Source organism: Arthrobacter humicola (genome assembly GCF_039531445.1).
Taxonomy (GTDB): Bacteria; Actinomycetota; Actinomycetes; order Actinomycetales; family Micrococcaceae; genus Arthrobacter; species Arthrobacter humicola.
Map to the genome: position 1 here is coordinate 1 of NZ_BAAAQB010000029.1, position 21,093 is coordinate 21,093.

19 protein-coding genes are annotated in these 21,093 nt (G+C 67.2%); 8 read left to right on the top strand and 11 right to left on the bottom strand.

Annotated elements, in window-relative coordinates; genetic code table 11:
- Window positions 1–61: 61 nt before the first annotated feature.
- Genes ABD243_RS09460 through ABD243_RS09470 form a run of 3 tightly spaced genes read right to left on the bottom strand, consistent with a single transcriptional unit; the run spans window position 62 to window position 3,985 of the window.
- Window positions 62–1,210, bottom strand: coding sequence for a mannitol-1-phosphate 5-dehydrogenase (locus tag ABD243_RS09460; RefSeq protein ID WP_116766704.1), 1,149 nt, complete (start codon window positions 1,208–1,210; stop codon window positions 62–64).
- A complete protein-coding gene (locus ABD243_RS09465; protein WP_344364729.1) occupies window positions 1,210–3,198 on the bottom strand; it encodes a PTS mannitol transporter subunit IICBA in 1,989 nt (662 codons plus the stop codon). The genes ABD243_RS09460 and ABD243_RS09465 overlap by 1 nt, the downstream gene beginning before the upstream one ends.
- Window positions 3,199–3,256: 58 nt before the next feature.
- Window positions 3,257–3,985, bottom strand: coding sequence for a TetR/AcrR family transcriptional regulator (locus ABD243_RS09470; protein WP_344364732.1), 729 nt, complete (start codon window positions 3,983–3,985; stop codon window positions 3,257–3,259).
- A 184-nt stretch (window positions 3,986–4,169) separates the two neighbouring features.
- On the opposite strand from ABD243_RS09470, the gene ptsP reads away from it, so the two are divergent.
- The 3 genes from ptsP to ABD243_RS09485 all read left to right on the top strand — a co-directional run bounded on the left by ptsP (window position 4,170) and on the right by ABD243_RS09485 (window position 6,706).
- Window positions 4,170–5,855: a phosphoenolpyruvate--protein phosphotransferase gene (gene ptsP / locus ABD243_RS09475; protein WP_344364735.1), complete on the top strand. Its 1,686-nt coding sequence runs from the start codon at window positions 4,170–4,172 to the stop codon at window positions 5,853–5,855.
- 81 nt (window positions 5,856–5,936) lie between these two features.
- On the top strand, window positions 5,937–6,356 hold the full coding sequence (locus tag ABD243_RS09480) for a helix-turn-helix domain-containing protein (RefSeq protein ID WP_344364739.1): 420 nt from the start codon (window positions 5,937–5,939) through the stop codon (window positions 6,354–6,356).
- A gap of 116 nt (window positions 6,357–6,472) precedes the next feature.
- On the top strand, window positions 6,473–6,706 hold the full coding sequence (locus ABD243_RS09485; protein ID WP_344364742.1) for a hypothetical protein: 234 nt from the start codon (window positions 6,473–6,475) through the stop codon (window positions 6,704–6,706).
- On the opposite strand, the gene ABD243_RS09490 is transcribed toward ABD243_RS09485, so the two are convergent.
- A complete protein-coding gene (locus ABD243_RS09490) occupies window positions 6,703–7,923 on the bottom strand; it encodes a PucR family transcriptional regulator (protein WP_344364744.1) in 1,221 nt (406 codons plus the stop codon). The genes ABD243_RS09485 and ABD243_RS09490 overlap by 4 nt on opposite strands.
- Before the next feature lie 245 nt (window positions 7,924–8,168).
- On the opposite strand from ABD243_RS09490, the gene ald reads away from it, so the two are divergent.
- Window positions 8,169–9,287, top strand: a complete 1,119-nt coding sequence (gene ald / locus ABD243_RS09495) for an alanine dehydrogenase (RefSeq protein WP_116766711.1) — start codon at window positions 8,169–8,171, stop codon at window positions 9,285–9,287.
- Window positions 9,288–9,386: 99 nt separating this feature from the next.
- Here ald and ABD243_RS09500 read toward each other — a convergent pair whose 3' ends face one another.
- A complete protein-coding gene (locus ABD243_RS09500; RefSeq protein WP_344364746.1) occupies window positions 9,387–10,442 on the bottom strand; it encodes a Gfo/Idh/MocA family protein in 1,056 nt (351 codons plus the stop codon).
- A gap of 25 nt (window positions 10,443–10,467) precedes the next feature.
- A complete protein-coding gene (locus ABD243_RS09505; protein WP_344364748.1) occupies window positions 10,468–11,100 on the bottom strand; it encodes a TetR/AcrR family transcriptional regulator in 633 nt (210 codons plus the stop codon).
- A gap of 125 nt (window positions 11,101–11,225) precedes the next feature.
- Here ABD243_RS09505 and ABD243_RS09510 point away from each other — a divergent pair, with 125 nt between their 5' ends.
- The 3 genes from ABD243_RS09510 (at window position 11,226) to ABD243_RS09520 (ending at window position 13,675) form a co-directional block, all read left to right on the top strand.
- On the top strand, window positions 11,226–11,789 hold the full coding sequence (locus ABD243_RS09510; protein ID WP_116766713.1) for an NAD(P)H-dependent oxidoreductase: 564 nt from the start codon (window positions 11,226–11,228) through the stop codon (window positions 11,787–11,789).
- A 162-nt stretch (window positions 11,790–11,951) separates the two neighbouring features.
- Window positions 11,952–13,250, top strand: a complete 1,299-nt coding sequence (locus ABD243_RS09515; RefSeq protein ID WP_116766714.1) for an aminotransferase-like domain-containing protein — start codon at window positions 11,952–11,954, stop codon at window positions 13,248–13,250.
- Window positions 13,247–13,675 (top strand): universal stress protein, encoded by a 429-nt coding sequence (locus ABD243_RS09520; protein ID WP_116766715.1) that lies wholly within the window; start codon window positions 13,247–13,249, stop codon window positions 13,673–13,675. Before ABD243_RS09515 ends, ABD243_RS09520 begins: the two co-directional genes overlap by 4 nt.
- 3 nt (window positions 13,676–13,678) lie before the next feature.
- Here ABD243_RS09520 and ABD243_RS09525 read toward each other — a convergent pair whose 3' ends face one another.
- Window positions 13,679–15,289: an AMP-binding protein gene (locus ABD243_RS09525; protein WP_344364755.1), complete on the bottom strand. Its 1,611-nt coding sequence runs from the start codon at window positions 15,287–15,289 to the stop codon at window positions 13,679–13,681.
- A gap of 256 nt (window positions 15,290–15,545) precedes the next feature.
- Here ABD243_RS09525 and ABD243_RS09530 point away from each other — a divergent pair, with 256 nt between their 5' ends.
- Window positions 15,546–15,884: a hypothetical protein gene (locus tag ABD243_RS09530; protein WP_344364757.1), complete on the top strand. Its 339-nt coding sequence runs from the start codon at window positions 15,546–15,548 to the stop codon at window positions 15,882–15,884.
- Between the two features lie 105 nt (window positions 15,885–15,989).
- Here ABD243_RS09530 and ABD243_RS09535 read toward each other — a convergent pair whose 3' ends face one another.
- The 4 genes from ABD243_RS09535 to ABD243_RS09550 all read right to left on the bottom strand — a co-directional run bounded on the left by ABD243_RS09535 (window position 15,990) and on the right by ABD243_RS09550 (window position 21,049).
- The gene (locus ABD243_RS09535) at window positions 15,990–17,543 is read right to left on the bottom strand and encodes a dihydrolipoamide acetyltransferase family protein (protein ID WP_344364759.1); all 1,554 of its coding nucleotides are present in this window, start codon (window positions 17,541–17,543) and stop codon (window positions 15,990–15,992) included.
- A gap of 9 nt (window positions 17,544–17,552) precedes the next feature.
- Window positions 17,553–18,533 (bottom strand): alpha-ketoacid dehydrogenase subunit beta, encoded by a 981-nt coding sequence (locus tag ABD243_RS09540; protein ID WP_116766719.1) that lies wholly within the window; start codon window positions 18,531–18,533, stop codon window positions 17,553–17,555.
- Window positions 18,533–19,783, bottom strand: coding sequence for a pyruvate dehydrogenase (acetyl-transferring) E1 component subunit alpha (gene pdhA, locus ABD243_RS09545; RefSeq protein ID WP_344364763.1), 1,251 nt, complete (start codon window positions 19,781–19,783; stop codon window positions 18,533–18,535). The genes ABD243_RS09540 and pdhA overlap by 1 nt, the downstream gene beginning before the upstream one ends.
- A gap of 147 nt (window positions 19,784–19,930) precedes the next feature.
- Entirely contained in the window at window positions 19,931–21,049 is a 1,119-nt protein-coding gene (locus ABD243_RS09550; protein ID WP_344364766.1) for a histidinol-phosphate transaminase, read from the bottom strand.
- Window positions 21,050–21,093 lie beyond the last annotated feature (44 nt).

The window sequence follows — 21,093 nt, forward strand, 5'->3', positions numbered from 1 at the left end:
GACGCCGCAACTCAGGCGAGTTGCGGCGTCGGCGTTTAGTGCTCGGCGTTATCGGAAGAGGCTAGACGACCGCCTTGGCTTCCTCAATGAGGGACGAGACGGGGGCGAAGAGCGGGTGGCCCGGCGCCAGGCCCGTGATCTTCTCCGTGGCCTCGTCGGGCGTGGATGCGGACAGGATTTTCGCCAGCTCCACGGCCTCGGCGTCCGCCGGATCGTTGAAGCGCAGGGCCGAGGCGATCGCCCCGAGCAGTGCCTCCGGGACAATCCCGCGTTCGGCCAGCTCGGCGGCGGGGCCGATGAAGCGTTCGTGCCGGCCGAGTTTGCGCAGCGGGGCGCGGCCCACCCGAGTGACAGTGTCCGGCAAGTGCGGGTTGGAGAAGCGGCCCAGAATTTTCTCCACATAGGCCTCCTGCTCCTCGCGGTTGAAGCCGTGCTTGGCCACCAGGAGCTCCTTTGTTTCGTCCAGGACGGCGCGGACGTCTGCCGCGACGTCCTGATCGGCCATGGCCTCGGAAATCTTGCCCAGGCCCGCTTCGAAACCGAAGTAGGCCGCCGCCGCGTGGCCGGTGTTCACCGTGAACAGCTTCCGCTCGATGTAGGGTTCGAGGTCGTCAACGAAGGTCGCTCCCGGAATGACCGGCTCTTTCCCGGCGAACGGGGTACGGTCGATCACCCACTCGTAGAACGTCTCCACCGTGACGTCAAGGCCCTGGCCGGCCTCCTGGTTGGGCACAATCCGGTCCACCGCCGTGTTGGCGAACACCGCGGCAGCGTCCAGGGATCCGGCGGCCGGATCCCACTGGGCCGCGACTTCGGATTTCAGGATGTCGGTCGCATTGATGGCGTTCTCGCACGCCATCACCTGCAGCGGCCCCAACCCGGCCGCGCGGGCTGCGATCCCCTTGGCGATCACGGGCGCCACGAACTTCAGGATGTGCGGCCCCACGGCGGTGGTGACGATGTCCGCCGTCGCGATTTCCGCGACGACGTCGGCTTCCTGGGTGCCGGAGTTCAGCGCGCGGAAGTTGTCGACGGTCCGGACGGCGGGGTTGTCTCCCACCTCGTGGACCTGGTAGCTGTCCGCCGCGGCGAGCTGGGTGATGAGGGCGTCCGCGACGTCGGCGAACACCACCTCATACCCGGCATCGTGCAGCAGCAGGCCAACGAATCCGCGCCCGATGTTTCCCGCTCCGAAATGAACAGCCTTCACTAGGAGTTGACCTTTCCGAAGAGGGCGAGGACTTCGTCAACCGTGGTGGCCGCTTCGAGCTGCGCGACCTGTGCCTTGTTGGTGAAGACCTTGGCGATCGAGGACAGGATCTGCAGGTGTTCGTTGTTGATGCCGGCGACGCCGACGACGAACTTCACTTCCTTGCCGTTCCAGTCGATGCCGTTCGGGTAGCGGATCACCGACACCGCGGACTTCATGATGTGGTCCTTCGCGGCGTTGGTGCCGTGCGGGATCGCGAGGTAGCTGCCCATGTAGGTGGAGACGGATTCCTCGCGTTCGTGCATGGCGTCCAGGTAGCCGGAGTCGACGGCGCCGCGGTCCAGCAGGAGCTGCCCGGCCTCATCGATCGCGGCGTCCCGCGTGGTTGCGGTGCCGTTGAGGATGACGCTTTCGGCCACGAGAATGCCCGCCGGGCCAGCCTCTTCGGCGGGAGCCTCAGCGGTGGCTTCCGGTGTGCCGCCGACGGCAGGAGATGCGGTAGCCGGAGCCCCGGCGTCGGGAGCCTCTCCCCCGTCCGTGTTGCTGGCCCTGACCAGCTCCACGATCTCGTCGTACCGCGGGCTGTTCATGAAGTTGTCCACGGACACGTGCACTGCGCTGGCCGTGGCGGGTTTGGCCCGCTCGGTCAGGTCCTGGTGGGTGATGACGACGTCGTAGGTGTCGCTGAGGTTGGCGATTGCGGAGTTGGTGACCTTGACGTCCGCGAAGCCGGCAGCCTTGATCTTGTTGCGCAGCACCGAGGCGCCCATCGCGCTGGAGCCCATGCCGGCGTCGCAGGCGAAGACAATGTTCTTCACCGGGCCCGCGAGGACCGCGACGCCGCCGGCATTCATGCCGGCACCGGTGAGGGCGGAGGCAACCGAGCTCTTCTTGCCCTTCAGGGCCTCCATCCGGTGGGTGGCCTCGTCGAGGTCGTCCTCCGCGGGTGCCTTGCTGGCTTTCAGGACCACCGAGGCGATGAGGAAGGACACCGTGGTGGCGAACAGCACCGAGAGTGTCACGCCGACGTAGCTGTCGCGTGCGGTGGCGGCGTAGACGGCGATGATGCTGCCCGGGGCGGCCGGGGACCGGAGTCCGGCGCCGGTGACCACCAGGGTGAAGATGCCGGTCATGCCGCCGCCGATTGCGGCGAAGATCGTCATCGGCTTCATCAGCACGTACGGGAAATAGATCTCGTGGATGCCGCCGATGAACTGAATGACGGCTGCGCCCGGCGCGGACGCCTTGGCCAGGCCTTTGCCGAAGAATGAGTAGGCGAGGAGGATGCCGAAGCCCGGACCGGGGTTTGCTTCAAGCAGGAACAGGATGGATTTGCCCTGTTCGAGCGCCTGCTGCGTGCCCAGCGGCGTGAGGATGCCGTGGTTGACGGCGTTGTTCAGGAACAGCACCTTTGCGGGCTCGATGAAGATGCTGGTGAAGGGCAGCAGACCGTTGACTACGAGGAATTCGACCACGGCGCTGGCGCCGTTGCTGAACGCTTTCACCACCGGGCCGACCACGAGCATGCCGACGGCCGCCATAATGGCGGCAAGGATGCCGGCGGAGAAGTTGTCGATCAGCATCTCGAAGCCGGGCTTGACGCGGCCTTCCCAGATCTTGTCGACCTTCATCATGAGCCAGGCCGTGAGCGGCCCTAGGATCATGGCGCCAATGAACATGGGGATGTCGGTACCGACGATCACACCCATCGTGGCCACGGCACCCACTACGCCGCCACGGACGCCGTAGACCATCCGGCCGCCGGTGTAGCCGATCAGGAGCGGGAGCAGGTACGTGATAATCGGCCCGACCAGCTTGGCGAGCTCCGAATTGGGGAAGAAGCCTGCCGGGATGAAGAGCGCCGTGATGAAGCCCCAGGCGATAAAAGCACCGATGTTGGGCATGATCATTCCGGACAGGAACGTCCCGAATTTCTGGACGTGTACCCGCACGCTGGTCTTTGGTTTCGCAACTGTCTCTGTTGCCATGTGAATTCCTAACCGTCGTTCCCGCTGCTTTGCAGGATGGTCCGATAATTTCGCCGAGCTAGCTGGTGGAGCTGGTGGAGATCCGGTGGAGCCATTCGAGGAAGAGCTTGAGTTCCGAACTGGAGAGCTGGTCCGAGTGGGACGCCTGGAGTGCTGCGTTCAATGCGATTGCCGCCACAACCACGGAGGATTTTCCGCTGTCATCAGAGTCGTTGGTCCGGGCCTGTTCGGTGGAAACCGCAAAGATCATGGCGTCGCGGGTCATGGTGGACAGCTCGAGGTTGCGTTCGGGCGCCTTTTCCGCGATCAACATGAGGGTCACACCCACGTTGGCCGCCAGGATGGACCGGGCAGCCTCCCGGGGCGGGACGTTGAGCTGGCCGGAGACAGCCGCCTTGTTGAGCATCTCCTCCATGAGGGCCTCGGCATCGGCGACGATCGCCGGCCTGCTCTCAGGGCGGATGTTGCCAAACATGACGAGGTACAGTTCCGGCTGTTTCAGCCCGAACTGTACGTGGTTGTCCCACATCCTCCGGATGTCCTCCAGCGGCTGGCCAGAGGGCGCAAAGTCGCGTTCGCCCGCGACATATTCGTCAAAACCCGCTGCGACGACGGCGTCGAACAGCCCTTCCTTGTCGCCAAAGTGGTGGTAAAGGGTCGGCGCCGTGACACCGGCCAATTGCGTGATCTGACGGGTCGAGACTGCGGACCCGCCGGAGTTGGCCAGCAGCTCGGCGGCCGCACGCAGCAGCCGGGCTTTGGGTGGTAGCTGGCCATCGATACTCATAACCGCTACCCTAGCACCTATAGCAACGCTATATGAACTACATCACATACAATTTTTGCAGGTGCCGTGATCCGCCCGCAGACGTAGCCGTCACGCGCAGCACAAATGATCAGCAGGATCAGCGGCGGCACCTGGTTAACCGGCTTAGTGGCCATTGGCCTACGACAGAGAATGAGGACCTTCAGTGCAGAACTTCCCAGGAGTAGGCGTTAGCCCCGGCCGCATCATCGGCACCGTCCGGCAGATGCCCAAACCGATCAGCGAACCGCCGGCCGGAGAGCAACTGCCCGCCGGCGTCACGGCGGAAGAGGCGACGGCGGCGCTGAAGGCCGCGGCAAAGGCGGTCCACGACGAGCTCAAAGCCCGCGCCGAGACCGTCACGGGCGACGGCAAGGCCGTCCTTGAGGCCACGGCACTCATGGCCACCGACACCATGCTGCTCAAATCCGCCACGAAGCTGATCGGCCGCGGCACCTCCGGGCAGCGGGCGATCTGGGAAGCCGGCGCCTCGGTCTCGGAAATGCTGCACAACCTGGGCGGCTACATGGCCGAGCGCGCCACCGACGTCCTGGATGTCCGGGCCCGCATCGTTGCGGAACTGCGCGGAGTGCCCGCGCCGGGCATTCCCGTATCCGCCACGCCTTTCATCCTGATCGCCGAGGACCTGGCCCCGGCCGACACCGCCACCCTGGATCCGGAGAAAATCCTGGCCCTGGTCACCGCGGGCGGCGGTCCGCAGTCCCACACCGCCATCATTGCCCGCTCGCTGGGCCTGCCCGCCGTCGTGGCCGCCACCGGAGTCGATGAGCTCGCCGACGGCACCGAGGTATACGTGGACGGCGCCGCCGGGCTCATCACCGCGGAGCCCGGCGAGAGCCAGCGCGCCGCCGCGGCCCACTGGGCCGCCACCGCGTCACTGCTGGCCGCCTTCGACGGGACGGGCACGACGGCGGACGGTCACCTGGTCCCGCTTCTGGCCAACGTCGGCGGCGCCAAAGACGCTGTAGCCGCGGCCGGGCTCAACGCCCAGGGCGTGGGCCTGTTCCGAACCGAGTTCTGCTTCCTCGAACGGGACACCGAACCGACCGTGGAGGAGCAGGCCGCCGCCTACAAGGGCGTCTTCGATGCCTTCCCGGGCAAGAAAGTGGTGCTCCGCACGCTCGACGCCGGCGCGGACAAACCGCTGCCGTTCCTGACCGACGCCACTGAGCCCAACCCCGCTCTGGGCGTCCGCGGCTACCGGACCGACTTCACCACGCCGGGGGTCCTGGAGCGCCAACTGCAGGCCATCGCCCTGGCCGAGCAAGCCTCCGAAGCCGACGTCTGGGTGATGGCCCCGATGATTTCCACCGCGGAGGAGGCCGCCCGCTTCGCCTCGCTGTGTGCCGCGGCGGGGATCAAGACCCCCGGTGTCATGGTGGAGGTCCCGTCCGCCGCGCTCACCGCCGAGGCCATTCTCCGCGAGGTCGGCTTCGCGAGCCTGGGCACCAACGACCTCACCCAGTACGCCATGGCCGCGGACCGCCAGCTCGGCCCGCTGGCCGCCCTCAACACGCCCTGGCAGCCGGCCGTGCTGCGGCTCGTGGGCCTGACGGTGGAGGGCTCAAGGGCCGAGGGCCACAACAAGCCCGTGGGCGTGTGCGGCGAGGCCGCCGCAGACCCGGCCCTCGCCGTCGTCCTCACGGGCTTGGGCGTCACCACGCTGTCCATGACGGCGCGCTCCATCGCGGCCGTCGCTGCCGTACTGAAGACCGTCACCCTGGCCGAAGCCCAGGAGCTGGCCAAGCTGGCCCTGTCCGCGCCGAGCGCAACGGAGGCCCGGGCCTGGGTCCGGGCCAAGCTGCCGGTCCTGGAGGATCTCGGGCTGTAACGGACGAAGCGCCAACGGCTGGACCGCCGGCGTCCCCGCCGGCGGATCCGGCCGCCAGAATGCAGCCGTTAGGATGCACTCATGGCACTAATAGCTCCCAGGGTGACGGCCGGCCTTCCGGCCGAGGACGCAGAGAAACTCAAGTACGCCCTCGACGGCAGCCACGACATCACGGTGTTCGTGGACGGCACCGTCCACCGCCTCCCGCCCGAGGCGAGGGACGCCGTCGTCGATATGCTGGGCCGCTTCAGCCGCGGCGAGGCCGTCACGGTCAGCAGCGTCGAGGAGATGCTGACGACGTCGCGGGCCGCGGAGCTGGCGGGGATCTCGCACACGTATCTGCGGAACATGACCGACCGCGGCGAGATTCCGGTGGAGTACCGCGGAACGCACCGGCGGATCCGGCTGGCCGACATCATGGCCTGGCTCGAAACGCAGAAGAAGAATAGTGCGGGCGCGGGCACGCTGCCCGGCCAGGATGACGACCCAGATGCTTCATAAACAGGCGATTCATGAAGCAGTGATAAGGATCAAGCAACGATCACAGTCCGACGCCGAAACACAGAAAGGCCGCGGGTTACTCTTGAATTGTGGGTAAATTCAGAGGATGGCACATCGTGGCAGGCATCGCCGCCATGCTGCTCGCCGGCTTCGTCGGAACCGCGATGGGCCTGAACAACACCGCCACCTATATGGCCAGCGGCGTCGCGTTCGTTGCCGTGTCCCTCTGGGTGGATAGCCGGATATCCCGACGTCGGAGCGCCGCCCGCCAGTCCGGGACGGACGCCGCTGTTGCCGGCCCGGACGCCGGACTGGTTCTCGACGCCGACGCGTCGAACCGCGAGGGCTAAATCCGGGGCCGGCCGGCCCAGCGCCGGGCCTTGAGCGCGGCGTGAAGCTCCAGCCGCACCATTCCCTTCAACGGGTCCACGCCCAGCAGTTGCCGGATCCGGCCCAGCCGGTTGTAGATGCTGCTCCGGTGGAGGTGCAGCTTGGTCGCGACCTCCTGGACCGAGCCGTCGTTGTCATAGAACAGCTCCAGGACGGGAAGCAGCTCGTGGTTCCGGTCATGGTCTTCGAGGATGCGGAAATACACGGATCCCGCGTCCGCCCAGGCGCCCGCGCCGCCGCCGGCTGATGCCAAAAGCTGGTAGACGCCGGTGGCCCGGCAGTCGACGAGCTCTCCCAGCTGGGGATCCACCGCCGCCGCCTGGGCCGCCTGCCGAGATTGCCGGTAGGCCTCGGCGAGTTCGCGCGGCTTGGCGAATCCCTCGCTGGTGCCGAGGATGATCCGCCGGACCGTCCGCCCCGAGCGTTTGGCGAGTTCCAGCTGGTAGTGGACCAGGACCTGGGCGTGGTCAGCCCGTCCGGTGGATTCCTTGAAGAGCACCACGGCGTGGGTTTCGGTGCCGGCACTGAACAAGGCGGCGTCGACGCCGATGGTGGCCTGCAGTGCCGCGGAGCGGTGGATGAGCGTGTCCGCGATGGGATCCGACCCCCCGGCCCAGCCGTCTGCGTCCAGGACAATCACCAGCTGCCACGGCCCCTTGCCCTGGACCTCTTTCCAGCCCGCCACAGCCGCGGCCGCGTTGGCTTCACCGGCGCAGGCGGCCAGGAACTCCTGCTCGCGGCGGCGGCGGAACTCGGACTCTGCGGTGTTGGAATCCAGCAGGAGGGAGGACAGCTGTTCCAGCTCCCGCGCCACGTCCGGCAGCTGGGCGAGGACGGTTGCGGCGCTGGGTTCCTCGGGATCAAGCTGGACCCACAGGTACCCCACCCGGAAGCCGCGCACCAGCAGCGGCACGCACACCCGGCCCAGCATGCCGAGATCCGCGTTGGCCGGCACGACCACCGGCCGGACCGCCGTCGCGATCCCGTGGGAAAGCTGCCACGCACTGACTTCCACCGGGACGCGCTTGCTCAGCAGGAAGTTCACCCGCACGCGGTCCGCATGCGACTGGTTGGAACTGTAAGCGAGGAGCAAACCGTCCAGGTCCTCGAGCGAGAGACCGCGGCCCAGCCGCTGCGCCACCTGCTCCACGAGCTGCTCCACGTCCTGCTGCTGCATGCTGCCACACTACTGCGCCGGACGGCCGCACTGCGAATGCGGACACGAACGGACACGAGCCGACACCTGACGCCCGCTATCTCGACAAATGTCTACCACTGGATTCGGAAAACCCCGGAAAGACGGGGCCGGGGCCTTGGACCGGCCAGACACTCCTGTCGCCTGCCTCACAGCCGGATCTATTCTGGAATTACGAAATCCCCCGCTCATCCAGGCCCGCGAGGCCGCCACTACTGGAGCAAAAAATGATCATCGGTGTCCCCAAAGAGATCAAGAACAACGAATTCCGCGTCGCCATCACGGCAGCGGGCGTTCACGAATTCCGCACCCACGGCCACGTTGTCCTCGTAGAGCGCGGCGCCGGCCTGGGCTCCGGCATCACTGACGAGGAATACGCGATTGCCGGCGCCGAGATCGTCGCCGAAGCCGACGACGTCTGGGCCCGCGCCGACATGGTCATGAAGGTCAAGGAACCGGTCAAGGCTGAATACCACCGCTTCCGCAAGGGCCTGATCCTCTTCACCTACCTGCACCTGGCTGCCGAGCCGGAACTGACCCAGGAACTGATCAACTCCGGCGTCACCGCGATCGCCTACGAGACCGTCCAGGAAGGCCGGTCCCTGCCGCTGCTGGCCCCGATGTCCGAAGTTGCCGGACGCCTGTCCGTGCAGGTCGGCGCGACCTCCCTGATGGCCCCGGCCGGCGGCAAGGGCGTGTTGCTCGGCGGCGTCCCCGGTGTTCGCCCGGCCAAGGTGGTTGTCCTGGGCGCCGGTGTTGCCGGCACGAACGCTGCCGCCATGGCCCTGGGCCTCGGCGCCGACGTCACCATCCTGGACATCAACATCAACCGCCTGCGCGAGCTCGACGCCCAGTACCAGGGCCGCCTGAAGACGGTCGCGTCCAACTCCTACGAAATCGAGAAGTCCGTCGTGGACGCCGACCTCGTGATCGGCTCCGTCCTGATCCCGGGCGCCAAGGCCCCCAAGCTGGTCACCAACGAACTCGTGTCCCGGATGAAGCCCGGCTCCGTGCTGGTGGACATCGCCGTGGACCAGGGCGGCTGCTTCGAGGACACCCACCCCACCACGCACCAGGAACCGACGTACAAGGTCCACAACACGATCTTCTACTGCGTGGCCAACATGCCCGGCGCCGTCCCGAACACCTCCACCTATGCGCTGACCAACGTCACCCTGCGCTACGCCGTGGCCCTGGCCAACCTGGGCGTCAAGGCTGCCTTCGAGCGTGACGCTGCCCTGGCCGCCGGCCTGAACATCGCCGCGGGCAAGGTTGCCCACCACTCCGTCTCCGAGGCGCACAACCTGCCCCTCGTCGCCGACTGGCACCAGCTGGTCTCCGCGTAAGCATCAGCGCATCGGCTGCTCCATAACCGCCCTTTTGGACCCCCAAAACGGCAGTTGCGGAGCAGTCGATTGCTCTTTAAGACCGGTCAGCGAAGCCCGTCAGGCCAAAGCCCGGGCCTGCTCGATGAGCCGCAGCACCTCGACGGGCCCGGCGGGGTCGACGGGGACGGGCAACGCCGAGGCCGCCCCGCCGTCGGCGATCTTCGCCGCCAGGATCCGGTAGAACTCGGGGTAAGCGCCGCGTTCGGTGGGCAGCCGGTCCAGGTGCCCATCGCGTCCCAGCAGCCCGGCCCAGTCCGGGTCCTCGACGCCGTAGTCAGCGTCCAGCGGGCTGCCGCCGGCCACAATGTAGGGCTCCTGCGGGTCCACGCCGTGCTTGGAGAAACCTCCAGTGCTGCCCAGCACGCGGTAGCGCGGACCCTGCTGGGCACAGAGCATGTTCATCCACAGATGGCTGATTACTCCTGACCCGTGGCGCAGGGCCACGAAGACGTCGTCGTCGGCCTTCTCGCCTGGCCGCCGGACCTCCAGTTCCGCGTGCGTCACCGTCGCCGGGCCGAAGAGCTGCACCGCCTGGTCCAGCAGGTGAGTGCCGAGGTCGAAGAGCACCCCGCCGCCGTCGTCCGAGGTCGCGGCCGCCTTCCACGCTTTGGAGACGTCGGGCGACCACCGCTCAAAGCGGGACTCAAACCGGGTCACTGTGCCGAGGAGTCCCGTGTCTATGAGTCCTTTGACCGTCAGGAAGTCGCCGTCCCAGCGCCGGTTCTGGAACACGGTGAGCACCCGGCCCCGCCGCGCGGCGAGGTCGATGAGTTCCTGTCCTTCCGCACTGCGCACCGCGAACGGCTTGTCGACGACGACGTCGAGGCCTGCTTCCAGCGCCGCCTTTGCGAGCGGGTAATGGGTGGCCGGCGGCGTGCCGAGCACCAGCAAGTCCAGCTCGCCGGCGAGCTCCAGGATGTCGGCCGGGGTGTCGACGATCCTGGCCGCCGGGTAGCTGGCGGCGGCGGCAGACTTCCGGCCGGCGTCGGACGTCGAGATGACATCCAGCGAGAAGGCGTGGTTCGCGGCAAGAAACGGGGCATGGAAGACGCTGCCCGAGAGACCGAACCCGGCGACGCCGGTGCGGATGGGCCGGGCTGAATCGTTGCTCATGGTGCCTAGGCTACCGCTCCGGCCGCTACCCGCCACCCACTACGCGCGTGACGAGTTCCCGCCACGTTTCCGCGAGCCGCTCGGGCGCGATCCCGTGCACGCCGACAGCGTGCAGCAGCAGTTCCGGCTCCAGCGCAGCGCCCAGGGCCGACGCCATGAGCCACGGGTCCGCCGTCACGCCGGCTTCGCGCAGCAGCATCTCGAGGTGGCGGTGCCAGAGGACGGCCGGCGGGACATCGAACCTGTTGTAGACCGAGGCGTCGGCGGCCCGGGCCAGCTCCCCGAATTCCAGGATCCAGGATATGCGCGCGGCCCCGACGGCGATCAGGCGCTCCAGTGGCGGCGCACCGGGGCCCACCGGAGGCGGGCCGAACATGAACCGGCCCTGGAACTCGGCCTCGGCACCGCTCAGGAGCGCCATCATCAGCCCGGCACGGCTGCCGAACCGCCGGAAGACTGTTCCCTTGCCTACGCCGGCACGCTGGGCCAGCCGGTCCATGGTGAGCGCGTCGGCGCCGGATTCCTCAACGATTTCCCGGGCCGCGCAGAGCAGGAGCTCCCTGTTGCGCGCCGCGTCACGGCGCTCGGACTCTGCGGCGGGCCCGGGGGCGCGCCCTCCCCCGGGCTGGGCACCGGGACGGATCGGGATGAGGCTCACACCGCTGATTCTAGCGCCTGGGAATACAACCGGACCGCGGTCCGTTTAACATGGGTGAAGGCCTCAAAGCCTCACGACCAGCCAGCCGCAGGAACCGTCCCGCGGCGTGACGCATAGGAGTACACATGTCCAAGAAGACCGTCCTCACCCTCGTCGGCAGCCTGCGCGCCGGCTCCACCAACCAGCAGCTGGCCGAGGCCATCCAGCTCAACGCGCCGGACCAGGTGAACGTCGTCATTCACGAGAGCCTCGGCAACATCCCGTTCTACAACGAGGACATCGACGTCGAAGGCCAGGTGCCCGCAGCGGCGGCCGCCCTGCGCGCAGCAGCCAACGACGCCGACACCCTCCTGCTGGTCACGCCGGAACACAACGGCACGGTCCCGGCCTCCTTGAAGAACGCCATTGACTGGCTGTCCCGCCCGTTCGGCGCCGGCGCCCTCGCCGGCAAGCCCACCGCCGTCGTCGGCACCGCCTTCGGCCAGTTCGGCGGCGTCTGGGCCCAGGACGAGGCCCGCAAGGCCGTCGGCATCGCCGGCGCCCAGGTCCTCGAAAACGTCAAGATGGCAGTCCCCGGCTCGATGGTCCGCTTTGCCGAAGTTCACCCGAAGGACGACGCCGAAGTTGTCGAGCAGATCAAGGGCGTCTTCGACGCGCTGGCCGAAGCCCGCACCCCGGAAGCGGCGTAGCACACACCGAGCTCCTGCGCCCTTGAGGCCCCCGGCAGCCGCGACTGCCGGGGGCCTTGGACTTTACGGTCAGCCGGCAGATGCCCTCGCATGGCACCCGGCATGGGCGGGATTGAAAACAATCGTTTCCCCATAGACAACATGGGTAGTATCCTTGGGACTGTGACCCACGAAACACTTGATGCCGCCGCAGCAGTACTTCCGGCCGAGGCCATTGACGCAATCGAACGTGCGGCTACGTCCGCCCACCGCCACGAGATCCTGTTCTCGGAGCGCGCAGCAAATATCAAACAGTCGGCCGTGCGGGATGTTTTCGACATCTCGATGCGCCCGGGCCTCGTTTCCCTGGCCGGGGGAAGCCCGTACCTGCAGTCCCTGCCGCTGGAGCGCCTTGGCCAGACGGCCGCGAAGATCATCGCCGAGCAGGGCATGACCGCCCTGCAGTACGGCGGCGGCCAGGGCACCGAGGAACTCCGCACCCAGATCTGCGAGGTCATGGCAGCCGAAGGGATCCTCGATGCCGATCCTGCGAACATCGTCATTACCGCGGGTTCCCAGTCCGCGCAGGATGTAGCCACCAAGGTCTTCTGCAACCCGGGCGACGTTGTCCTTGTGGAGGACCCCACGTATGTGGGCGCCCTCAACACCTTCGAGGCCTACCAGGTGGAGGTCGAAACCGTGCCGATGGACGGGGACGGCATCGTACCTGACCTGCTGGAGGCGAAGATCGCCGCCCTCCAGACCGCGGGGAAGAACGTCAAGTTCCTCTACACCATTCCCAGCTTCAACAACCCTTCCGGCATCACGCTTTCCCCGGAACGCCGGCAATCAGTGGTCGATATATGCCGCCGCGCGAATATCTTGGTGCTGGAAGACAATCCCTACGGTCTGCTCCGCTTCGACGGCAAGCCGCTGATCCCGTTGCGGGCAGCCAATCCGGACGACGTCATCTACATGGGGTCCTTCTCGAAGATCTTCGCCCCCGGCCTGCGGATCGGGTGGGCCCTCGTCCCTGCCCACCTGCAACGCCGCTATTACCTGGCTTCGGAGGCCGTCACTCTTTGCCCGCCGACGTTCAACCAGATGCTGGTCTCGGCCTATCTGCGCGATTACGACTGGCGCGGCCAGATCGAGACCTACCGGGGGCTGTACCAGGAACGCTGCGAGGCAATGCTTGCCGCCCTGGCAGAATTCATGCCGGACGGGCTCAGCTGGACGCGCCCCGACGGCGGCTTCTTCGTGTGGGTCACGCTGCCCGACGGCGTGGATACCTACCCGTTGCTGAGGAAGGCGATCGACGCCGGCGTCGTGTTCATCCCGGGAGCGGCATTTACGCATTCGGACGACCCGTCCAACAAGATCCGGCTGGCGTTCAGCGCTGTGCCGCCCGAGTCCATCCGTGAGGGCGTGCGGCGCCTCGCGCCGGTCCTGCGCGAAGCTGTAGAGGGGCTGAAGCCATGACCGGAATTATCGTTGTCGGCGTCGACGGCAGTGAGACTGCACTGCGGGCGGCCCAGACCGCGCGTGACCTCGCGGCGTCCATGGGGGCGACCCTTCACGTGGTCAGCGCCTTCGACAGCGACAGGACCGAGGTCATCAGCAGCGGCGGCGACACGTGGATCATTTCCGACGCCGGCAACGCGGAGAAGGTCGCCCGCACGGTCGCGGACGGCCTGCGCCGCCCCGGCACCAACGTCTCCTACGCCGCCGCCCGGGGCAAACCCGCGGAGGCCCTCATCAACGAAGCCGAACGGACCGGCGCCCGGATGATTGTGGTCGGCAACCGGCGCATGAGCGGAATCGGCCGGGTGCTGGGGAGCGTTGCGAACAGCGTGGCCCACAACGCCCCCTGCGACGTCTACATCGCCAAGACCGACGTCGGCTAGGCCCTACTGCTTTGCTGCCCCCGCAGCCGGAGCCGTGGTCTTGAGCATCCGGCGCAGGATTTTTCCTGACGACGACTTCGGCACGGCCTCGATGAACTCCACGCGCCGCACCTTCTTGAACGGCGCCACCTTGGCCGCCACGAACGCCATGACGGCGTCTTCATCCAGGGCGGCGCCGTCCGGTCCGGGCTGGCGCACCACAAACGCCATGGGAACTTCCTGGCCGTCGGCGTCGAGGGCTCCGATCACCGCGGAGTCGGCAATCCCGGGGTGGGTCAGGAGCAGCGCCTCCAGCTCCGCCGGAGCGATCTGGTAGCCCTTGTACTTGATGAGTTCCTTGAGCCGGTCCACAATCGTCACGACGCCGTCCGCCCGCACCGTCGCGATGTCCCCGGTGTGCAGGAAGCCGTCCGCGTCCAGGGTGTCCGCGGTTTCCTCCGGCCGGTTGAGGTAACCGAGCATGACATTCGGTCCGCGGCACAGCAGGTGCCCCGGCGCGCTGGTTCCTTCCGCGGGAACCGGAATCTCCTCCCCCGTGGCCGGATCCACGAGGCGGCACTGCATGTTGGGCACCGTGTACCCGACCGAACTGACGGGAACATCAACACCATCGCGCGGAATGAGGTGCGACACCGGGCTCATCTCGGTCATGCCGTAGCCCTGCAGCACGCGGCATCCCAGGCGCTGCGCGAGTCGGGTACCGAGCTCCCCGTCCAGGGGCGCCGCGCCGGAGAGGGTGGTGTGGACCGAACTGAGGTCGTACTCGGCAACCAGCGGGTGCTTGGACAGCGCCACGGCCACCGGCGGGGCGATGAACAGGTAGGTGCACCGGTGGTCCTGGATGATCCGCAGGAACTCGGGCAGATCGAACCGGGGCATGGTCACGAGCCGGGCCCGCTGGCGCAGGGCGATGTTCAGCAGCACCGTGAGTCCGTAGATATGGAAGAACGGGAGCAGCGCCAGGACGCGGTCCTCGGGGCCGACGTCGAGCATTCCCCGGGACTGTTCCACATTGGCGACCAGATTCCGGTGGCTGAGCATGACGCCCTTGGGCCGGCCCGTGGTGCCGGAGGAGTACGGCAGCACGGCCACATGGGTGGCCGGATCAAACGAAACTTGGGGCGCAGGCGCCCCGGCGCCGAGGAGGTCAGCAAGGGAGGGGTGGCCGTCGGCGCCGTCGATCACCACGAGCCGCTCGGCAGGGATCCCGGTCCTTTCGGCGGCCTCCCGGGCAGCCGGCAACAGCGCCGAGACGGTGAAAAGCCAGCCCGCACCGGCGTCGGTGAGCTGGTTGGCGATGTCCTCCGCCGTGTACAGCGAGTTGATCGTGGTGACCGTGGCGCCCGCCCGCAGCAGGCCGTGGAAAACAGTGGCAAACGCGGGGATGTTCGGACACAGGATGGCTGCCACGCCGTGGACGCCGAGTCCTTGCGCGGCAACGGCGCCGGCGAGGGCATCGATCTGGCCGCGGAGCGTACGGTAGGTGGTTTCCGCACCGCTGGCGCCGTCGACGACGGCGACCCGGTCCAGGTCTTCTTCGGCCAGGTCGCCGAAGAGGTAGTCGTAGATACCGAGGTTGGGAACATCGACGTCGGGGTACGGGCTTGAAAACACGCAACATCTCCTTTGATCCGCGTCCGCCGGGCTGGCGGCGGCTGGTGTCACTCTAGTGCCGCGGTGCACCCGGCGGACAGGACGGCACGGACTTGACCGGGACCGGACTTGGCCGTGATTGGAGTTGATGAGGATCACCCCCTCCCGTGGGCAGCCTCACCGCCCTGCGCCCCGTCCGGAAGAGCCCGGCTCGGTAAAATGGGAAGTGCCCTGCGATGGTGCGGACATCCGAGAATCCACCTACCAAGGGGACCCCATGATCACTCTTCAGCGCCGCCAGCTGGTTGGCCACGACATCCTGCTGGCCCGCCACGGCAACCACATCAGCACCATGCGGGTGGACCGCGGCGCAGGCCGCGTTGTCGCCTTTCTGGACGACGGATCAACGGACAGCGCCCCCAACCTGATTGCCCCGGGACTGCGCATGCCGGACACCGTGCGGAGCGTGCTCCGCGAGGACTGGAAGTTCCTCGCCGGCGCCAGCGCGTGCGGCCTGGGACTCGCCGGACTGATGTTTGCCGCCGCGTCCGCCCTCGCCGGCATCAGCGGCGATCCTGCCCTGGCTCAGGTCCTGACGGCATACTCGGGAAACTGAGGCATCCGGGCGCAGAGGCCTGACACTGACGGAACCCCGCCGCTGAAGCATTCAGCGGCGGGGTTCCGTGTTCTGTTGGCCCTGGTCCGGCAGCCGTTCCGGGGGCTAGTCCAGGAGGAGTGCCGGTTCTTCCAGTATGGCGGCGACGTCGGCCATGAAACGGGCCGAAAGGTCCCCGTCCACGACGCGGTGGTCGAAGGAGCCGCCGAGGGTGGTGATCCACCGCGGAATGACTTCCCCGTCCAGGACCCAGGGCTTCTGCTTGATGGTGCCGAATGCCACGATCGCAACCTCGCCCGGGTTGATGATCGGCGTGCCGGTATCGATCCCGAGGGCGCCGATGTTGGTCACGGTGAGCGTGCCCCCCTGCATCTGGGCGGGCTGGGTCTTGCCCGCCCGTGCCGTGGTGGCGAGCTCGTTCAGGGCCAGGGCCAGCTGCTTGAGCGAAAGATCCTGGGCGTTCTTGATGTTCGGCACCATCAGTCCTCGGGGGGTGGCCGCCGCGATGCCGAGGTTCATGAAGTGCTTGACGTGGATCTCCGCGGAGTCGCTGCCGTCGGGGTTGTCCACCCAGGTGGCGTTGACGCTCGGGTTCCGCGCCGCGGCCCAAATGACCGCCTTGGCGAGGATCAGCAGCGGGGAGACCTTGATGCCTTCGAAATCACGGGAGGCCTTCAGCCGCTTCACGAATTCCATGGTGCGGCTGGCGTCGACGTCGACAAAGATGCTGACATGAGGCGCCGCAAAGGCTGATTCAACCATGGCCTTTGCGGTGGCCTTGCGGACGCCCTTGACCGGGATCCGCTCGATCCGCTGGTCCTGCGGACGGCCGGACTTGCCCCAGAACGAGTCCGCCTTGTCCACCTCGGCGTCACGTTGGGCCTGGTAGCTCACCAGGTCCTCACGGGTCACTTCACCGCGGGCGCCGGTGGGCACGACGTCGGCCAGGTTGATCCCGAGATCCCGGGCGATCTTGCGGACGGGCGGCTTGGCCAGCACCTTGCCGACCAGGCCGCTGATGGCACCGCTGAACGTGGGACGCGGGTCGATGGCGCCGGCGGGGCCAGCGGCTTCGTCAGCCGTTCGGCCGACGGTGTCCGGGTTGATCCAGATGTCGTGGGTCTCTACGCCCACCCGCTCCGCCACCGCGGCGGAAGCACCGGTCGCTGCCGAGGCCGCCGGCGTTTCGCGGCCTGTGGCCGGAGCAGCCGCCGGGGCCGAAATCCGCCGCCGGCGCTTGACGGCGTCGGCCTTGGGACCGGAACCGACCAGCGGGCCGCCGGCCGGGCGTCCGGACGTCTCGCCGCCGTCGGACGTGTCGGCCGTCAGCTTTCCGTACATCGGCGCGGCAACGGCGGGTGCCTGGGCAACAGGTGTCTGGTCAGCAGGCGACGGTGCAGCAGCTGGCGGGGCCGCCGCGTCGTCACTCACGCTGATGATCGGCGTGCCGACCTCCACCGTGACACCCTCGGGAACCAGCAGTTCGGTGACGGTCCCCGCGAACGGTGAGGGCAGTTCCACGAGGGACTTGGCCGTCTCGATCTCGCACAGGACGTCGTTGATGGCCACGGTGTCGCCGGCTTTGACCTTCCAGTCGACGATTTCGGCCTCGGTCAGCCCTTCGCCGACGTCCGGGAGGTTGAACTTGTTAAGCGTCATGGGTCCTCGTTAGTACGCGAGGGCGCGGTCCAGCGCCTCAAGGATGCGGTCGATGTCCGGCAGGTAGTCTTCTTCGACCTTGGCGACGGGATAAGGCATGTGGAAACCGCCGACCCGGATCACGGGGGCTTCAAGCGAGTGGAAGGCACGCTCGCTGATCCGGGCCGCGATTTCGCCGCCGATGCCGCCGAAGGTGGGGGCCTCGTGGGCCACGATCAGCCGGCCGGTTTTCTGGACCGAGGCCGTGACGGTGTCAAAGTCGATCGGAGAGATGGAACGGAGGTCGATCACTTCGACGCTGCGGCCGTCCTCGGCCGCGGCTTCGGCCGCCGCGAGGGCCACGGGCACCAGCGGGCCGTAGACGACGACCGTGGCGTCGCTCCCCTCCCGCAGCACGTGCGCCTTGAAGGGGTCTGCGGACGCGCCGGGGTTCTCGGTGTCCACCTCACCCTTGAGCCAATACCGGCGTTTCGGCTCGAAAACGATCACGGGATCCTGGCATTCGACGGCCTGCTGGATCATCCAGTAGGCATCGTGCGGATTGGACGGCGTGATGATGCGCAGGCCGGCCGTGTGGGCGAACAGCGCCTCCGGCGATTCGGAGTGGTGCTCGATCGAGCCAATGCCGCCGCCGTACGGGATCCGGACCACGACCGGAACGGTCAGGTTGCCGTTGCTGCGCGAGTGCATCTTGGCCAGCTGGGTGGTGATCTGGTTGAAGCCCGGGAACACGAAACCGTCGAACTGAATCTCGCACACGGGCTGGTAACCGCGCAGGGACAGGCCGATCGCGGTGCCGATAATGCCGGATTCGGCCAGCGGCGTATCGACCACACGGTCGCCGCCGAATTCGCCGATCAGTCCGTCGGTGACCCGGTAGACGCCGCCGAGGGCCCCGATGTCCTCGCCCATCAGCAGCGAGCGGGGGTTGTTGGTCAGCGTCGCCCGCAGGCCTTCATTGATGGCCTTCGCAATGGTCATGGTGGTCATCAGCGGGCCGCCTTGTCTGTCTGGTCAGCGTTTGCAGGTTCCTCGTCGGCGAACCCTGCGCTGTACTCCTCGAACCAGGCCAGCTCTTCGGCCACCAGCGGGTGGGCCTCCACATACGTATTGGCGAAGGCAGTCCGGATGTCCGGTGTTTCCAGGTCGTGGGTGGTCTTGCGGACGTAGGCGGCGAGTTCGTCGCCGTCGGCCCTGACCTGTTCGAAGAAGGCATCGTCCGCGAGGCCCTCGGCCCGGAGGTACTTCTCCAGCCGCTCCAGCGGATCCTTGGCCCGCCAGAGGCCTTCTTCGGCGGATCCGCGGTACTTGGTGGGGTCATCGGCGGTGGTGTGCGCCCCCACCCTGTAGGTGAACGCCTCGATCAGCACGGGTCCGTTGCCTTCGCGGGCCTGCTCCAGCGCCCACTCCGTGACGGCGTGGACAGCAATGACGTCATTGCCGTCCACCCGGATGCCCGGGAAGCCGTAGCCCTTGGCGCGGTTGGCCAGCGGGACGCGGGTCTGCACGGAGCTCGGAACGGAGATCGCCCAGTGGTTGTTCTGGCAGAAGAAGACCACGGGGGCCTGGTAGGACGAGGCGAACACCATGGATTCATGAACGTCGCCCTCTGAACTGGCGCCGTCGCCGAAGTACACCATGACGGCGGCCTTGGGCTCCGCGGGCTGTCCCGCTTCTCCGACGGCGTTGGCGGCCGCCAGCCTCTGGTCCCGCTGGATGCCCATGGCATAGCCGACGGCGTGCGGCGTCTGGGCGGCCAGGACCAGCGTGTAGAGGTGGAAGTTCGTGTCCTTGGGATTCCAGCCGCCGTTGGAGACGCCGCGGAACTGTCGCAGCAGCTCGGCCAAGTCCACATTGCGTGTCAGGGCCACACCGTGTTCGCGGTAGGTCGGGAAGATGTAGTCCTGCGGCTGGCTGGCCCGGCCGGAGCCGATCTGGGCTGCTTCCTGCCCGGTGAGCGGGACCCACAGGGCCAGCTGACCCTGCCGCTGCAGAGCGGTGGCTTCCACATCGAAGCGCCGGATCTTCGACATGTCGGCGTAGAAGCCGCGCAGGGTCTCGGGATCGAGCTTCTCGGCGTACTTTGAGAAAACCGGGTCCGAGCCCAGGGTGCCGTCCGGGCCTAGCAGCTGCACCATCGGCTCGGCAGGCGCGCCCAGTTGGGCCTCGGCTTCCGCCTCGAGCTGGTCATCGATATCGGTTCCGTCGAACTCGGTAGAGGGCAGATGTGTGGCGCCCATACCGTCTCCTTGCTTGCCGCATCCGAATGCGCCGCAATCGCTGGGATATATGCCGAACTGGGAATACATTCCGAATTCGGCATATATTTTGGCTTACTCGTCCTTACTTTATCCGCACGGGGCGGCCACAACGCGTCATGTTAAGCGCTAGGAACGCCGTGGTGGTTTTGTATAGATTGCACAGAGCTCAAGGAACCGGGTGTTGGCTTCCGTTTCTCCGATGCTGACCCGCACCCCCTCGTCGCCGAAGGCCCGCACGGAAAGCGCCCGTTCCGCTGCCAGGGCGGCGAATTCCGCGCTGTTTGCGCCCAGGTTGAGCCACACAAAGTTGCCCTGCGCCTCCGGAACGAACCACCCGAGCTCGCGCAGTCCGGCGGTGACCCGATCCCGCTCATCAACCAGGCTTTGTACCCTTTCTACAACGTCGGCGAAGTGCTCGAGCGACGTGACGGCGGCGATTTCCGCAATCTGGGACACCGCGAAGGGTGTGGCGGCAACCCGCAGGTGCTGCGTCAGTTCGGGACGGGAGACGCTGTAGCCCACGCGGAGCCCGGCGAGTCCGTGAGCCTTCGAGAACGTCCGCAGGACGACGACGTTGGGGTATTTGCGGTACATGGCAATGCCGTCCACGGCGTCGGCGGCGCGCACGAATTCCTGGTAGGCCTCGTCGATGACCACCACGACGTCCGAGGGCACGGCCTTGATGAAGCGCTCCGTTTCCTCGGTGGTCAGGATGGGTCCGGTCGGGTTGTTGGGCGTGCACAGCAGGATCATCCGAGTCCGCGCCGTGACCGCGGCCGCCATGGCGTCGAGGTCGTGCCGCCCGTCCGCGGTCAGGGGGATCCGTACGCTCTCGGCGCCGGCCAGTCCGACGCAGATCGGGTATGCCTCGAACGAGCGCCAGGCATAGATGACTTCGTCGGCCTTGCCGTCGTCGTTTTGGCCGGCGAAGGTGGTCAGCAACTGGTTCAGGGCGCCCAGGCTGCCGGCGCCCGTGACGATGTCCTCGGCGGGAACGTCCAGGAAGCCGGCGAGCGATGCGCGCAGCTTGCTGCTGAGCGGATCGGGATAGCGGTTGAAGTCGGTCTGCGCCGCGATGGCCTGCTGCACTGCAGGGATCGGGGGCAGCGGGTTTTCGTTGGAGGAAAGCTTGTAGCTGACCAGGCCCTCTACGGGGACGGGCGGTTTTCCGGCCGCGTAGCGGGGAAGGAGGTCTACCACCGGACGGGGCCTGATGCCCCCGGCCGTGTTCTCTGATGAAGTCATGCTCACTAGCCTACTTCGGGTCTCTGCCGCAATAGGGGGATATG